Consider the following 15,195-nt stretch of genomic DNA (forward strand, 5'->3'; position numbering starts at 1 on the left):
GGTTCGCCCAGCTGCCCGCGCTGAACGTGCCGCAGCGCCTGCAAACGCTCTCGGCCCTGCATCCGGCTGCCGGACTCGACCGCATCATCGCCCTCATTGCCCAGGTCAAGGAAGGCAAGCGCCGCTGTCCTGCGTGCGCTTGCGAGCGTTACTACCGGCATGGCCAGGCCAACGGCCTGCAACGCTACCGCTGCCGTGCGTGCGGCCGCACCTATAACGACCTGAGTGGCACACCGCTGGCGCACCTGCGGCTACGGGAAAAATGGCTCGGCTACCTGGACACGATGCTCGCATCGAAGTCGGTGCGCAAGGCAGCCGGGGAGGTCGGCGTACACCGCAACACGGCCTTCCGGTGGCGCCACCGCTTTCTCGACCAGGCCAGGCACGATCGTCCCAAGACCTTGAGCGGCATCGCCGAAGCGGACGAGATGTTCATACTCGAATCGCAAAAGGGTTCGCGCAAGCTGGACAGACCGGCACGCAAGCGCGGTGGCCGGTCCCGCAAGCGCGGGATTTCAGGCGAGCTCGACTGCATCCTGGTGGCGCGCGACCGTAGCGGACAGACGATCGATGCGGTCGTAGGCCGTGGATCCTTAACAGCCGGGCAGCTGGAGCGCCATCTGCTGCCCAGGCTCGACCGCCAGGTGCTGCTGGTGAGCGATTCCCACGCCGCCTACCGCGCATTCGCCCGCAAGCATCGCATTGCACATGAGGCGGTCAACCTGCAGGCCGGCATACGGGTCCGTCGCCGGGCTGCCGGTGCCATCCACGTCCAGAACGTCAACGCCTATCACGCGCGCCTGCGGCAGTGGCTCAGCCACTTTCGCGGTGTGGCCTCGCGCTACCTGCCCAACTACCTGGGCTGGCGCTGGGCGCTCGATGGCGAACGCATCACTACTGCGGAACAATTGCTGCGTATCGCGATCGGAGCCATCAACAGATAACGGTGACAGCGCCTTTCCTTAAACCAGTTCATGGCCGCGCCGGCGCAGCGCGCCTATAGTCTCGCGGCGGGCAAGGCGCCCGCCCGGTGGTGCCCCGGCCCGGCCCGATCCATTCGCAGGCCATCCTGCGCTCACCTACCGCCCATGCAAGCAACCAGTACCGCCCCCACCAGCACGCAGCCGCGCATGGAGCTCGTCTGTCCCGCCGGCAGCCTGCCGGCCCTCAAGGCCGCCATCGACAACGGCGCCGACTGCGTCTACCTCGGCTTTCGCGACGCCACCAATGCGCGCAATTTTGCCGGACTCAATTTCAGCGAGGCCGCCATCGCGGAGGGCATCCGCTACGCGCAGGCGCGCCGGCGCAAGGTCTTCCTGGCGCTGAACACCTATCCCCAGCCGGACGGCTGGGAAGCCTGGCGGCGCGCCATCGACCGCGCGGCAAGCAGCGGCATCGACGCCGTGATCCTGGCCGATCCGGCCCTGATGGAGTACGCCGTGCGCACCCACCCCGCGCTGCGCCTGCACCTGTCGGTCCAGGCCTCGGCCACCAACCTTGAAGCCATCAATTTCTACCACCAGCGCTTCGGCATCGCGCGCGCCGTACTGCCGCGCGTGCTGTCGCTGACCCAGGTCGAACAGCTGATCGGCAAGACGCCGGTCGAGATCGAGGTATTCGGCTTTGGCAGCCTGTGCGTGATGGCCGAAGGCCGCTGCCAGCTGTCCTCGTATGCCACCGGCGAGTCGCCCAACACCCACGGCGTCTGCTCGCCGGCCAAGGCGGTGCGCTGGCAGGCTACGCCCAAGGGGCTCGAGTCGCGCCTGAACGAGGTGCTGATCGACCGCTACGCGCAAGGCGAGCAGGCCGGCTACCCGACCCTGTGCAAGGGACGCTTCACCGTCGAGGGCGAAACCTATTACGCGGTGGAAGAGCCGACCAGCCTGAACACGCTCGAAATCCTGCCCAAGCTGGCCAGCCTGGGCGCACGCGCCATCAAGATCGAGGGCCGCCAGCGCAGTCCGGCCTACGTGGCCCAGGTGACCCGCGTGTGGCGCGAGGCGATCGACACCTGCCTCTCAAGCCACCAGCGCTTTTCGGTCAAGCCGGCATGGATGGCCGAGCTCGACAAAGTGGCGGAGGGCCAGCAGCACACCCTCGGCGCCTACCACCGCCCCTGGAAATGACGCCCCAACCGGAAAGGACCGTCCCGTGAAAATCTCCCTCGGCCCGCTCCAGTATTACTGGCCGCGTTCCACCGTATTCGCCTTCTACGACACCATGGCAACCCTGCCGGTCGACATCGTCTACCTGGGCGAAGCCGTGTGCTCGCGCCGCCACGAACTGCGCCTGGCCGACTGGCTGGCGATCGGAGACCAGCTGGTCGCGGCAGGCAAGCAGGTCGTGCTGTCGACCCAGGTCCTGATCGAGTCCGGCCCCGATCTCGGCACGCTGCGCCGCATCGCCGACAACGGGCGCTTCCCCGTCGAAGCCAACGACATGGGCGCGGTCCAGTGCATGGACGGCAGGCCCTTCGTGGCAGGTCCGCACCTGAACATCTACAGCGCGCCGACGCTTGCCTTGCTGGCGCAGGCGGGCGCCACCCGCTGGGTGATGCCGCTGGAGATGTCCGGCGCCGGCCTCGCCGCCGTGCTGCGCGAGGCGCCGGCCGGCATCGAGACCGAGGTGTTCGGCTATGGCCGCATGCCGCTGGCCTTCTCGGCGCGCTGCTTCACGGCGCGCCAGCGCAACCTGCCGAAGGACGACTGCCGCTTCAGCTGCATCGATCACCCGGACGGCCTCCTGATGGAAACCCAGGAAGCCCAGCCCTTCCTGGTCCTGAACGGCATCCAGACCCAGTCCGCACGCGTCTACAACCTGGTCGGCGAACTCGAGGGCATGCGCGCCATGGGCGTCGGGGTGCTGCGCCTCAGTCCCCAATCGGCTCATACCGGCGACATTGTCCTGCTGCTGCGCGCCGTGCTGTCCGGCAGCCTGACGGTGGCCCAGGCGCGCGAGCGCATGGCGGCGCTGATGCCGGCCGCGCCGTGCAACGGCTTCTGGCACGGCAAACCTGGCCAGGAACTGCACGCCGCCTGACACCCTTCATTACCGAGGAATACCATGCAAAGCCAATCACCCGCTCCACGCCGGCTGCCGGCGCCCGTCAAGCGCCTGTTGTCGCTGCTGCCGGCCCACCCCGGATCACGGATCTTCGCCACCCTGCTCAATACCGCCGTCAGCAGGCACCTGCCGCAGGACGTGCGCGACGCCCTGGCGCGCCGGCACCTGCGGCTGGCGGTCGACGATGCCGCCCTGTCCTTCGACTTCGCCTGGGACGGCAAGGGCTTCGTCCCCTGCCGCAAGGCTGGACTCCCCGACCTGGTGATCCGCGCCACCCTGCACGACTTCGGCCTGCTGGCCGCGCGCAAGGAAGATCCGGACACGCTTTTCTTCAGCCGCCGCCTGGTGATGGAGGGCGACACCGAACTGGGCCTCCTGATCAAGAACACGCTCGATGCGATCGACGGCCCGGTGTTCGACCCGGCCTGGCTGGCGCCGCGCCAGCTACTGCGCCAGCTGCAGGCGCGCCGCCCGGGCGCCGCGCGCCGCCCATCCTGATGGAGCAAGCCATGGCCAAGGACCGTTCCACCTTTCCCCTGGTGTACTCCTGCTCCGGCTGCTCGAGCGCGGCGCAGATGGCGAACCATGTCGCGCTCGAACTCGACCGCCGCGAAGTGGCCGAGATGTCCTGCGTTGCCGGCGTCGGCGGCGATGTTCCCTCGCTGGTCAGGCTGGCCACCTCGGGGCGTCCGGTCGTTGTAATCGACGGCTGCCCGCTGGTGTGCGCGCGCAGCTGCCTGGCCCGCCACGGCGTCACGCCGACCCTGCACACGCAGCTGGGCGAACTCGGCGTACGCAAGCGCTACCACGCGCAGTTCGACCCGGCCCAGGCGGAGACGATCACGCTGGCGCTCGCCACCGCCGTTCGCGAGCTGGCGCCGCAAGCCGCATCCATGCCTGCGACGCCATCCGATGCGCATCCGGTAGCGATTCCTTGAACCACTTTAAGGCGGCCAGGCGGGCCAGCGTGGGATAGTGGACCCGCAGACCTGCACCCAACACCGCGACCGAATCAGCACGTAAAAACAAGATGAACGCACCCGAAAAACTGTTCGACCAGACGCTTCCGGCCCAGGAAGTGTCGATGGATGTCCTGCGCGAGAAGTATGCGAAGGGAGACGAATCCACGATCGCCGAAGTCCGCCAGCGCGTGGCCCGCGCCCTGGCCGCCTACGAAGCCGAGCCGCTGCGGCTGGAGATGGAGCAGCGCTTCCTGTGGGCGCAGGATCACGGCTTCGTGCCCGCGGGCCGCATCAATTCGGCCGCCGGCCTGGGCATGAAGGCGACCCTGATGAACTGCTTCGTGCAGCCGGTCGGCGACGCCATCAGCGGCCAGCAGGACGGCCTGCCCGGCATCTATACGGCCGTGGCCGAGGCGGCGGAAACCATGCGCCGCGGCGGCGGCGTCGGCTACGATTTTTCAGCCATCCGGCCCGCCGGCAGCCTGGTGCGGGGCACCCAGTCACGCGCCTCGGGACCGGTGTCCTACATGGAAGTCTTCGACGCCTCGTGCCGCACGGTGGAATCGGCCGGCGCCCGGCGCGGCGCCCAGATGGGCGTGCTGCGCATCGACCATCCCGACATCGAGCGCTTCATCGCCGCCAAGGACGGCGGCGCGTTCAGCAATTTCAACCTGTCGGTCGGCGTGAGCGACGCCTTCATGCACGCCGTGGTCGAAGATGGCAACGTCGAACTCGTGCACGCCGCCGAACCCGGTCCGGACGAACAGGGTGCGGGCGCCTACCAACGCCCGGACGGCGCCTGGGTCTACCGCAGCGTCCGCGCGCGCGCGCTGTGGGACAAGGTGATGGGGTCGACCTACGACCATGCCGAGCCCGGCGTGCTGTTCATCGACCGCATCAATGCCGAAAACAACCTGTACTACGCCGAACGCCTGTCGGCCACCAATCCCTGCGGCGAGCAGCCGTTGCCGCCCTACGGCTGCTGCGACCTGGGCTCGCTGAACCTGACCTGTTTCGTGCGCGATCCGTTCACCGCCGCGGCGTCTTTCGATTTCGACACCTTCCGCGAAGTGGCCGGGGTCGGCGTGCGCATGCTCGACCTGGCGCTCGACGCCACCGAGTGGCCACTGCCCCAGCAGGCCGAGGAAGGCCGCAACAAGCGCCGCATCGGCCTGGGTTTTCTCGGCCTGGGCAGTGCGCTGGTCATGCTCGGCCTGCGCTACGACCACGAGGAAGGCCGCGCGCTGGCGGCGCGCATCGCCCGCGAGCTGCGCGACGCCGCCTATGCCGCGTCGATCGCGCTGGCGCGCGAAAAGGGGGCCTTCCCCATGTTCGACCCCAACTTATACCTGGCCGGGCAGTTCGTGGGCAGGTTGCCGGAAGCGCTGCGCGACGCCATCGCGCAGCACGGCATCCGCAACTCGCACCTGCTATCGATCGCGCCCACCGGCACGATTTCGCTGGCCTTCGCCGACAACGCCTCGAACGGCATCGAACCGGCCTTTTCCTGGACCTACCAGCGCAAGAAGCGCATGCCGGACGACAGCACCCGGGTCTACGAGGTGGCCGACCACGCATGGCGCCTTTACCGCCACCAGGGCCACGACGTGTCCGATAGCGCCGCCCTGCCGCCGCAGTTCGTCACCGCGCTGCAGATGGCGGCCCAGGACCACCTGCGCATGATGGAGGCGGTACAGCCCTACATCGACACCGCGATCTCGAAGACCGTGAACGTCCCGGCCGACTATCCCTACGCGGATTTCAAGAACCTGTACACCGACGCCTGGCGGGCCGGCCTCAAGGGCCTGGCGACCTACCGTCCGAATGCCGTCACCGGCAGCGTGCTGAGCGTTGCTCCGGAAGCGCCCGCGGTCCATCCGGACGATGTCGACCCGTTGCGCAAGCGTTTCGAGCGCCGCCCGCTGGGCGAGCTGGAGTCGATCACCTCCAAGATCGAGTATGCGACCCAGGAAGGCAAGAAGGCGGCCTACATCACGGTCAGCTTCATCCGGGTCGAAGGCCGCGTGGGCGGGCGCGAGGTGCTGATCGAAAGGCCGTTCGAATTCTTCATGCCCGCCAACCAGCGCAGCGAAGGCCACCAGTGGATCACCTCGACCATGCGCCTGCTGTCGATGGCGGCGCGCGCCGGCAGTCCGATCGCCAAGGCGCTGGCCGACATGCGCGAAGTCGTCTGGGAAAAAGGCCCGGTACGCTGCGGCGTCCTGAGGCGCGAGGACGGCGTCGAGGTACCGGTCTACCACGACTCGGAAGTGGCGGCGGTCGCCTTCACGCTGCAGCGCATGCTGATCCGGCGCGGCTTCCTGGATGCCTGGGGCAACCAGGTGCCGGTCGAGGAACTCGACCGCCTGCTCGCGGCCCGCTGCGCGAGCCAGCCCGGTGTACCGCAGGCGGCCCCCGCTGCCGCCGTGCCTGCCGCCGGGCCCGCAACCCAGGCCGGACGCAAATGCCCCGAGTGCGGCGCGCGCGCGCTCGTCAAGGTCGACGGCTGCGAGCGCTGCACCGGCTGCCATTACGTCGGCAGCTGCGGCTGACCCTTTTTCTTCAACCGAACCCAAGGAACCCATCATGATGCAACATCAATTCCAGCTGTCCACCCCGCTCGCTTTTGCCGACGTGGCCCGTATCGTCGATACGCTGTGCGCCCTGCCCGGTGTCCATGCCATCGACGCCGTGCCGGGCGCGCGCGAACTGAGCGTGCACGCCGACGAACTGGCGATCTCGCGCCAGGCCATCTCCGAAGCCGCGGCCCGCGCCGGCTTTGCCGAGATCCAGGCGGGCGCGCGCAACGGCGGCTGCTGCGGCGGCTGCTGCAGTTGAAAAGCGGGCCGGCCATGCCGAAACCGATGCCCCCGGCCCCTTGCACCGCGGCGCAGCGCACCCGCGCGCTGCTGGCGGCCGCGATGGCCGCACCGGTGCTGTTCCAGCTGGCCCTGCATGGCCTGGCGCCCCTCTTGCCGTTCAGGCATGCGGGGTCACTCGGGCTGGTAGTGGCATACGCCGCCTCCGGCGCCGCCGCGGTGGCGGGCTGCATGCTGGTTGCACGTCTCGAAGCAGTACGCGGCACGCGGACCGGCCGCAAGCCGGCACCGCGGTAATGAAGGAAGGGATTACAGGACGGTGACGAAGCGGCCGGTCGCCGGCCGCTCACGCGGCGCCTTGGCCGCGCCGCCGGTGCCGAAACCGATGAAGCAGATGGCCTGCTCGTGCGGCAGCAGGTACAGCAGGCGCCGCATGGCGGCAGATTCCATCGCCAGGCCGCTCGCCAGTCCGCTCGCGAAGCCCTGGGCCTGGGCGGCCAGCAGCATGTTCTGGACCGCGCAGCCGAGCGATACCAGCTTCTCCGTTACCGGGACCGTGGTCGCGCCGGCTGGGTCGTCCACCATCACGGCGGCGACCAGGCACGGGGCATGGAAGGCCTTCTCGTAAGCGGCGGCGCGCGCCGCCTCGTCGGCGCCGGGATCGCGCTGCGCCAGCGCCTCGGCGAACGCGCGGCCGAGATCCGGCCGCCGCTCCTGCGACACCAGGATGAAACGCCAGGGCAGCAGCACGCCGTGGTCCGGGGCCTGGGCGGCGGCCGCGAAAATCCGCTCCAGCGCGGCATCGTCGGGTCCTGGGGCGAGCAGGCGCCGCAGCGACACATGCCGGCGTCCGGCCAGGCAAGACCATAGTTTGTCCATCATGATGCGATTCCTGTCGAAAGTAGCATGGCGCCACCCGGCCATTATGCGCGCGCGTGGGCCAGGCTTCCCTACTACCGAATGACTAGGCGCGCTACGCCATCGTGCCGACAGCCTCCCGCCGCGCCGGTCCCTACAATTGGCAGGCCGGGCGATGGCCGCGACAGCGCAGCACGCCGGCCTCTTCCCGCACTTTCGATTGGACCGTCATGCAGATTCAAGTGAAATTTTTTGCCAGCCTACGCGAGGCCCTCGGTGTGTCCGCCGATTCCGTCCACCTGCCTGGCGACAGCGGCAGCGCCGCCGACGTGCTGGCGGCGCTGCGCGCCCGCGGCGGCGCCTGGATCGAGGCCCTGGCCGAGGAACGCAGTTTCCGGGTGGCCGTCGACCAGTGCATGGCCACCACCGCCAGCGCCGTGCGGCACGGCTCCGAAGTGGCGTTCTTTCCTCCGGTGACGGGCGGCTGACATGGCGGTACGTGTCCAGACCGGGGATTTCGACGTCTCCGCCGAACTGGCCCGCCTGCGCGCCGGCCATCGTGACACGGGCGCCGTGGTCGCCTTTGTAGGCACGGTGCGCGAACTCAGCGGCTGCGGCAGCGTCTCGGCGCTCGAACTGGAATACTATCCGGGCATGACCGATGCGGCTTTGCAGGACATCGCCGCCGAGGCGGCTCGCCGCTGGTCCCTCATCGACGTCGCCATCGTGCACCGCGTCGGCCTGCTCCAGGCAAGCGAGCAGATCGTGCTGGCGGCCGTGGCTGCCCGCCATCGCGGCGACGCCTTCGCCGCCTGCGAGTTCGTGATGGATATCCTCAAGACCCGGGCGCCGTTCTGGAAGAAAGAGACCACACCCGGCGGCATGCGCTGGGTCGACGCCCGAGCAAGCGACGGCACGGCCGCCGCCAGATGGGCGCTGCAATGACGATTGGGGCCGCCATGCTGCGTGCGTGCCGCCCCGCCCTGCTTTCCGCGCTGCTCGTTTCCTGCGCGGCGGGATGGGCGCCGGGCGCCGGCGCGGCCCAGGTGCAGGTGGCGGTCGCCGCCAATTTCACCGCGCCGATGAAGGAGATCGCCGCCGGGTTCGAGCGCGACACCGGTCAGCGCGCCGTTCTTTCCTTCGGCGCCAGCGGCAAGTTCTATGCGCAGGTGCGGAACGGCGCGCCCTTCGAGGTGCTGCTGGCAGCCGACGACCAGATCCCGGCGCGACTGGAAGCGGACGGCCTGGCGCTCAAGGGCACCCGCTTTACCTACGCCGTCGGCCGGCTGGCGCTGTGGTCGGCAAAACCAGGCCTTGTCGACGCCGGGGGACTGCTGCTCAGGCGAGCCGGCCTTGCCCACCTTGCGATCGCCGATCCGCGTACCGCCCCCTACGGCGCAGCCGCGCTCGAGGTACTGGACAAGCTCGGCCAGGCACGCGCGCTCGGCCCGAAACTGGTGCAGGGCGAGAATATCGCCCAGGCCCTCACCCGCTACCTGGCTTCGGGCAAGGCCAGGGCCATCATGCGTTCCTACGGCTACACGCACTGAACCCTGCAGGACCTGCTCGCTCGACTGGGCCGCAGCCCGGACGCATGCGCGGACCGGGGCATCCTCGCAAGCCGGCCTGACGCGGGCACCGCACCTGTCCGTATCGATCATTCAAGAACTTGAACCAGATTATTTTTGGGAATGAGAATCATTCTCATTTCGTGCTATGATCTTTCCATCAAGACTTATCTTCGTGGAGTACATCATGCCGAGCCCCTGCCTTCCCCTTCCCTCGTTTCGCCGCACCGCACTTGCGCTGGGCCTGAGCGCCCTCCACGCCGGAGCGGGAGCCGAGCCACTGCCGGCCTTCATTTCCAGCGTGGTGGTGACGGCGGCAGGATTCGAACAGAACGTCAGGCAGGCGCCCGCCTCGATCACGGTGCTCACCCGTGAGATGCTGGCGCAGGAGCGCTTCGGCAACCTGACCCAGGCACTCGAAAGCGTGGAAGGCATCGACGTCGGCGCGGCCAGCGACAAGACCGGGGGCATGAACATCAGCGTGCGTGGCATGCCGAGCGACTACACGCTCATCCTGATCGACGGCAAGCGCCAGAATGCGGCAGGCAATGTCGCGCCCAACGGTTTTGGCGGCACCCAGACCAGCTTCATGCCGCCGTTGGGGGCGATCGAACGGATCGAGATCATCCGCGGTCCCATGTCCACCCTGTACGGCTCGGACGCCATGGGAGGCGTCGTCAACATCATCACGCGCAAGGTCGGCAGGAAGTGGACGGCCGCCCTGACAGCCGATTACACGGCCCAGGAACAGGCCAGCTTCGGCGACCAGCGCTCGGCCAGATTCCACCTGAGCGGCCCTGTGCGGACTGACCTGCTGGGCCTGGCAGTGCGCGGCAGCGTGTCGCGGCGCAACGCGGCGGATATCCGCTACACGACCCAGGCCGGCCTTGAGGCGAAACCGCTGATGGGCGCCAATCCGGTCGCGTCCGAGCTCGGGAACCTGGGCGCGCGCCTGGCCTTCACGCCGCACCCCGATCACACCGTCGTGCTCGATGCCGATGCCAGCCGCCAGACCTACGACAATGCGCGCGGACAGCTCGGCACGCTTGGCCTGAAAGGCGGCTACGGTCCCGAGCAGGAATACCGGCGCGACCAGGTCAGCGCGTCCTGGCGCGCCCGCCTGGACGTCGGCACGCTGGACTCGACCTTCATGCGCAACCGCACCGAAACCCTGGGCCGCACCATCCCGCCGGGCACGCCGGGCGCCGTGGCGGGCAGCGCGCGTACGCTCGAAGCCGAGAGCCGGGTGCTCGACGCCAAGCTGCTCCTTCCCCTGGGCGGGCATCTTGCCACCATCGGCGCCCAGTGGTGGGATGCGTCGATGCGCGACGGCGTGGCGCCGAACCCGTTCGCATTCACGCAAAAGGCGGTGTTCGCGGAAGACGAATGGCGCCTGCACGACAGTTTTTCCCTCACCCTCGGCGCCCGCTACGACCGCCACAGCGTGTTCGGCGGCGAGCTCAGCCCGCGCATCTACGGCGTATGGAATGCGGCGCCGCACTGGACCGTCAAGGGCGGCGTCAGCAAGGGTTACAAGACGCCACGGGTCGAACAGCTCACGCCGGGCATCAACGGCTTCGGCGGCCAGGGGACGATTCCGCTGGTCGGCAGCCCGGGGCTGCAACCCGAGACCAGCGTCAGTACCGAGCTGGGATTCTTCTTCGACAACCATGCGGGCATCACTGCCAATGCAAGCCTGTTCAATAATGCCTTCCGGGACAAGATCACGAGCGGCACCGGCCTGCTCAACTGCAGCTATGCGCCCGCGCCCCAGCGCCCGGGCTGCGTCAGCTTCGGCAACTGGCCGAACGTCGACGCATTCGGACAGTCGGTCAACGTCGACGAGGCGGTCACGCGCGGCCTCGAGCTCGGCGCCCGCTTCCCGCTCGGCGGGGCCCTGTCGGCGACGGCCAACTACACCTATACGGACAGCGAGCAGAAAAGCGGCAGCAACGCCGGCAAGCCCCTGACCGATACCCCGCGCCACGCCGTCAACGCGCGCCTGCAGTGGAAGGTCTCTCCCGCTTGGAAACACTGGTTGCGCACCGAGTACCGGAGCGAACGTTTCCGCGACCCGGGCAGCTCGGCCGAGACCCGCGCCGCCAAGGCGGCACTGGGCGACTACCGTGGCTATACGATGCTGCACCTGGGCAGCAGCTATAGGCTGAGCCGCAATGTATCGATCAACGCGGCGCTCTACAACCTGCTGAACAAACACTTCGTCGATTACCAGGCCTACCGTGCAAGCCCGACGGCCGCATTCACCTATGCGAACCGCTTCGTGAACAGCCTCGAGGGACGGCGCCTGTGGCTGTCGCTGAACGTGGAGGTATAGGGCGCCGGCCAGGCGGCGCAAGGACGCTGGGCGCGCCTCGCATGGCAGTGCCGCTGCGGCTTGCACGTCCAGTCTAGGAGGTTTTTGACTTACATCAAATAAATTTTTCTGGCAAGCGTAGAAACTGATGGTCATCAATACCTAGTCGAGAAATGTGATGAAATCCTGCCGCTCTGTCGCCGCCGATCCCCAGGCACTGTGCACCGTCCTGCGCCATGCACGGCACGCCTTGTGCCAGCGCGTCGCCCGGGCCGCGGCGACGCCGGACCGGATGTTCGCCGCCGAATTCCCCGCATTGGTCGTCGCGGTCGAGGACGGATTCCGTCGCGAAGAGCTGACCATGGAGGCGCTCGGCATTCCGGGGCTGCGCGAGCGCAGGGAACACAACGCCCTCATCCTGAGCGCCTTGCACCATGTGTCACCGGCGGTCGAGCGCGGCTGCCCGGAGACCGGGCGCGAGGTCGTCAGCGCACTGCGCGACCTGCTCAACCTGCACCGCCACGCCGCCGACCTGGTGCTGGCCGTATCCGCCCTGCAGCAGCGCACGCGCGTACGCGCACCGAACGGGGTCAGGGGAGCGGCGGCCCGGCGCGGCATTGCCGCCTGAGCGGCAGAGAATACCGGATTCCAGCGACCGCGCCTGCGCAGCTTCCCAATGCTGCAGCGTTGTCATGGCTGCTGTGCCTAGGTCGAATTGCCTAGGCCAGTTAGTTCCTCATGCCCATTCGACTGCTTGCCCACGGCGAGTAAAATCGATTCCATCATCTGCCGCACTGCTTCGCACCGAAGACAGATCCGGCATGTCGCTCCCGACGCCCGGCCAATCCAGTTGTTTGACATGGCGTGCTCCGGGTTCATCCCATTGACCTATGCTCAGACGACGGCCCTGCCATGAACGCTATTAATTTCGCTGAATTGAAAGCCCTGGACATCCAGCCGACGCCCAAGACGAGCTGCGCGAACTGCAGCATGCATGCCTTGTGTCTGCCCATGGGACTCGAACCCTCGGAAGTCGAAAAACTGGATCAGGTCATCGGCAGGCGGCGCCGTGTCAAACGCGATGAGTTCCTCTACAAACGAAATGATCCATTTCGCAACCTCTACGCCATCCGCTTCGGCCATGTGAAAACCTACCACGTCAATGCCGCTGGTGACGCCCAGATTACAGGGTTCCAGATGGCAGGCGACCTGCTCGGCATGGACGCCATCAGTGGCGCCCACCATTGCGATGCCGTCGCCCTGGAAGACAGCGAAGTATGCGAGATTCCCTTCGCCCGTCTCGAAGGACTGTTCAGCGAGGTGCCGGCACTCCTGCGCCACTTTCACCGCACCATGAGCCAGGAAATCATGCGGGAGCAAAACGTCATGCTCCTTCTGGGGAACATGCGCGCCGAGCAGCGATTCGCTGTGTTCCTGGTCAACCTGGCGTCGCGGTATGCGATGCGCGGATATGCGTCCACCTGCCTGCAACTGCGCATGAGCCGCGAGGAGATCGGCAACTATCTCGGCCTGACGATCGAAAGTATCAGCCGGCTGCTGTCGAGGTTCAAATCGCTTGGTCTGCTCCAGGTGGACAAGCGCGAGATTCGCCTGCTCGATCTCGCGCAACTGAAGTCGCTGGCTGCCGGGATGGACAGCACGAACTGACTGGATTGCTCCTTGGCGCGAGGACGCGGTGTGGGTTGCCCCATCGCGAAGGCGCCGGCTAGCCTGATCCCGCGCTTTCATGGATGTCTTGGTGGTGCTTCCTTGGGAATACCATGCGGGTTCGTTGCCTTTCCGAAAGATCGGAGAGGCGCTCTACTGGGTAAATCGGCGCCTGTCACCCAACTCCTCCAGGACACAAAAAAGCCGTTGATCATTCGAATCGAACGATCAACGGCTCACCTGATTCTTCTTAAAAACCGGCGACCTGCTCTACGCCGTTTATTCCCACTCGATCGTCGCCGGCGGCTTCCCCGAAATATCGTACACAACACGATTCAGCCCACGCACCTCGTTGATGATGCGGTTCGACACCTTGCCCAGCAGCGCATGCGGCAGGTGCGCCCACTGCGCTGTCATGAAGTCCAGGGTCTGTACCGCGCGCAGCGCCACCACGTATTCGTAGGTGCGGCCGTCGCCCATCACGCCCACGGATTTGACCGGCAGGAACACGGCGAAGGCCTGGCTGGTCGCCTCGTACCAGTTGACCGGTGCCTTGCCCGGATCGATGCCCGCAACCGCAGGCAGCTCGAACGGCGTGTTGCGCAGCTCTTCAATGAAAATCGCATCCGCTTCGCGCAGCAGGTCGGCGTATTCCTTCTTCACCTCGCCCAGGATGCGCACGCCCAGGCCCGGGCCCGGGAACGGATGGCGGTACACCATGTCGTGCGGCAGGCCCAGCGCCACGCCGAGTTTGCGCACTTCGTCCTTGAACAGCTCGCGCAGCGGCTCGAGCAATTGGAGGTTCAGGGTTTCCGGCAGGCCGCCCACGTTGTGGTGGCTCTTGATGGTCTGGCCTTTTTTACCTTTACCGGCCGATTCGATCACGTCCGGGTAGATCGTGCCCTGCGCCAGCCACTTCGCATTGGTCAGCTTGCCGGCTTCCTGCTGGAACACCTCGACGAACTCGCGGCCGATGATCTTGCGCTTCTGCTCGGGATCGGTGACGCCGGCCAGGTGGCCCATGAACTGGTCCTCGGCGTCGATGCGCAGCACCTTCACACCGAGGTTTTTCGAGAACATGTCCATGACCATCTTGCCCTCGTCCTTGCGCAGCAGGCCGTGGTCGACGAACACGCAGGTCAGCTGGTCGCCGATGGCGCGGTGGATCAGGGCCGCAGCCACGCTCGAGTCGACGCCGCCCGACAGGCCGAGGATGACCTCGTCGGTGCCGACCTGCTCGCGGATCTTCTGCACCGCTTCGCCGATGTAGTCGGGCATGTTCCAGTCCGACTTGCAGCCGCAGATCTCGTGCACGAAGCGGCCGATGATGGCTTCGCCCTGGCTGGTGTGGGTCACTTCCGGGTGGAACTGCAGCGCGTAGAAGCGGCGCTCCTCGTCGGCCATGGCGGCGATCGGGCAGCTGTCGGTGGAACCCATCAGCTTGAAGCCCGGCGGCATGTCCAGCACCTTGTCGCCGTGGCTCATCCAGACGCGCAGCATGCCGTGGCCTTCACCGGTAACGAAATCGTTGATGCCGTTCAGCAAGGCCGTATGGCCGCGGGCGCGCACCTCGGCGTAGCCGAACTCGCGCACCTTGCCGTTCTCGACCTTGCCGCCGAGCTGGGCGGCCATGGTCTGCATGCCGTAGCAGATGCCCAGCACCGGCACGCCCAGCTCGAACACGGCCTGCGGGGCGCGCGGGGAATCGCCCTCCAGCGTGGAATTGTGACTGCCCGACAGGATCACGCCGGCGGCGCCGTAGTTGCGGACGAACTCGTCGCTGACATCGTAGGGGAAGACTTCGGAGAACACGCCGGCGTCGCGCACGCGGCGGGCGATCAGCTGGGTGACCTGGGAACCGAAATCGAGGATGAGGATTTTCGAATGCATGGAGAGGGCAAGGATAGAAAATGAATCGGGTAATGCGAAAACGCGGCCCTCGG

The 15,195-nt window shown here is 67.2% G+C and carries 16 protein-coding genes; 14 read left to right on the forward strand and 2 right to left on the reverse strand.

Annotation, left to right across the window (positions count from 1 at the left end):
* Positions 1 to 11: 11 nt before the first annotated feature.
* The 8 genes from LCI23_RS16635 to LCI23_RS16670 all read left to right on the forward strand — a co-directional run bounded on the left by LCI23_RS16635 (position 12) and on the right by LCI23_RS16670 (position 7,141).
* A complete protein-coding gene (locus LCI23_RS16635) occupies positions 12 to 944 on the forward strand; it encodes an IS1595 family transposase (RefSeq protein ID WP_374041188.1) in 933 nt (310 codons plus the stop codon).
* Between the two features lie 144 nt (positions 945 to 1,088).
* The gene (locus LCI23_RS16640) at positions 1,089 to 2,126 is read left to right on the forward strand and encodes a peptidase U32 family protein (protein ID WP_374041186.1); all 1,038 of its coding nucleotides are present in this window, start codon (positions 1,089 to 1,091) and stop codon (positions 2,124 to 2,126) included.
* Between the two features lie 25 nt (positions 2,127 to 2,151).
* Positions 2,152 to 3,039, forward strand: coding sequence for a U32 family peptidase (locus LCI23_RS16645; protein WP_224947570.1), 888 nt, complete (start codon positions 2,152 to 2,154; stop codon positions 3,037 to 3,039).
* Positions 3,040 to 3,063: 24 nt separating this feature from the next.
* Positions 3,064 to 3,561 carry an SCP2 domain-containing protein gene (locus LCI23_RS16650; RefSeq protein WP_224947571.1) on the forward strand — a complete coding sequence of 166 codons (498 nt, stop codon included), beginning with the start codon at positions 3,064 to 3,066 and terminating at the stop codon, positions 3,559 to 3,561.
* Between the two features lie 11 nt (positions 3,562 to 3,572).
* The gene (locus LCI23_RS16655) at positions 3,573 to 4,001 is read left to right on the forward strand and encodes a putative zinc-binding protein (RefSeq protein ID WP_224947572.1); all 429 of its coding nucleotides are present in this window, start codon (positions 3,573 to 3,575) and stop codon (positions 3,999 to 4,001) included.
* A 92-nt stretch (positions 4,002 to 4,093) separates the two neighbouring features.
* A complete protein-coding gene (locus tag LCI23_RS16660; RefSeq protein WP_224947573.1) occupies positions 4,094 to 6,577 on the forward strand; it encodes an adenosylcobalamin-dependent ribonucleoside-diphosphate reductase in 2,484 nt (827 codons plus the stop codon).
* A gap of 34 nt (positions 6,578 to 6,611) precedes the next feature.
* Positions 6,612 to 6,863, forward strand: a complete 252-nt coding sequence (locus LCI23_RS16665; protein WP_224947574.1) for a hypothetical protein — start codon at positions 6,612 to 6,614, stop codon at positions 6,861 to 6,863.
* Positions 6,864 to 6,889: 26 nt separating this feature from the next.
* Positions 6,890 to 7,141 carry a hypothetical protein gene (locus LCI23_RS16670; RefSeq protein ID WP_224947575.1) on the forward strand — a complete coding sequence of 84 codons (252 nt, stop codon included), beginning with the start codon at positions 6,890 to 6,892 and terminating at the stop codon, positions 7,139 to 7,141.
* Between the two features lie 12 nt (positions 7,142 to 7,153).
* On the opposite strand, the gene LCI23_RS16675 is transcribed toward LCI23_RS16670, so the two are convergent.
* Positions 7,154 to 7,726 carry a nitroreductase family protein gene (locus LCI23_RS16675; RefSeq protein ID WP_224947576.1) on the reverse strand — a complete coding sequence of 191 codons (573 nt, stop codon included), beginning with the start codon at positions 7,724 to 7,726 and terminating at the stop codon, positions 7,154 to 7,156.
* A gap of 206 nt (positions 7,727 to 7,932) precedes the next feature.
* Between LCI23_RS16675 and moaD the strand changes: the two genes are divergently transcribed.
* The 6 genes from moaD (at position 7,933) to fnr (ending at position 13,252) form a co-directional block, all read left to right on the forward strand.
* A complete protein-coding gene (moaD, locus tag LCI23_RS16680; RefSeq protein WP_224947577.1) occupies positions 7,933 to 8,190 on the forward strand; it encodes a molybdopterin converting factor subunit 1 in 258 nt (85 codons plus the stop codon).
* A gap of 1 nt (position 8,191) precedes the next feature.
* The gene (locus tag LCI23_RS16685) at positions 8,192 to 8,647 is read left to right on the forward strand and encodes a molybdenum cofactor biosynthesis protein MoaE (protein WP_224947578.1); all 456 of its coding nucleotides are present in this window, start codon (positions 8,192 to 8,194) and stop codon (positions 8,645 to 8,647) included.
* Entirely contained in the window at positions 8,644 to 9,252 is a 609-nt protein-coding gene (gene modA, locus LCI23_RS16690) for a molybdate ABC transporter substrate-binding protein (RefSeq protein ID WP_224947579.1), read from the forward strand. The genes LCI23_RS16685 and modA overlap by 4 nt, the downstream gene beginning before the upstream one ends.
* Positions 9,253 to 9,457: 205 nt before the next feature.
* Positions 9,458 to 11,605: a TonB-dependent receptor domain-containing protein gene (locus LCI23_RS16695; RefSeq protein WP_224947580.1), complete on the forward strand. Its 2,148-nt coding sequence runs from the start codon at positions 9,458 to 9,460 to the stop codon at positions 11,603 to 11,605.
* 157 nt (positions 11,606 to 11,762) lie between these two features.
* Positions 11,763 to 12,212 carry a hypothetical protein gene (locus LCI23_RS16700; RefSeq protein ID WP_224947581.1) on the forward strand — a complete coding sequence of 150 codons (450 nt, stop codon included), beginning with the start codon at positions 11,763 to 11,765 and terminating at the stop codon, positions 12,210 to 12,212.
* Between the two features lie 284 nt (positions 12,213 to 12,496).
* Positions 12,497 to 13,252, forward strand: coding sequence for a fumarate/nitrate reduction transcriptional regulator Fnr (gene fnr / locus LCI23_RS16705; protein ID WP_224947582.1), 756 nt, complete (start codon positions 12,497 to 12,499; stop codon positions 13,250 to 13,252).
* A 279-nt stretch (positions 13,253 to 13,531) separates the two neighbouring features.
* On the opposite strand, the gene guaA is transcribed toward fnr, so the two are convergent.
* Positions 13,532 to 15,142: a glutamine-hydrolyzing GMP synthase gene (gene guaA / locus LCI23_RS16710; protein ID WP_224947583.1), complete on the reverse strand. Its 1,611-nt coding sequence runs from the start codon at positions 15,140 to 15,142 to the stop codon at positions 13,532 to 13,534.
* Positions 15,143 to 15,195: the final 53 nt, after the last annotated feature.

Source organism: Massilia sp. MS-15, from assembly GCF_020176695.1.
GTDB classification, from domain to species: domain Bacteria; phylum Pseudomonadota; class Gammaproteobacteria; order Burkholderiales; family Burkholderiaceae_D; genus Telluria; species Telluria hydrophila.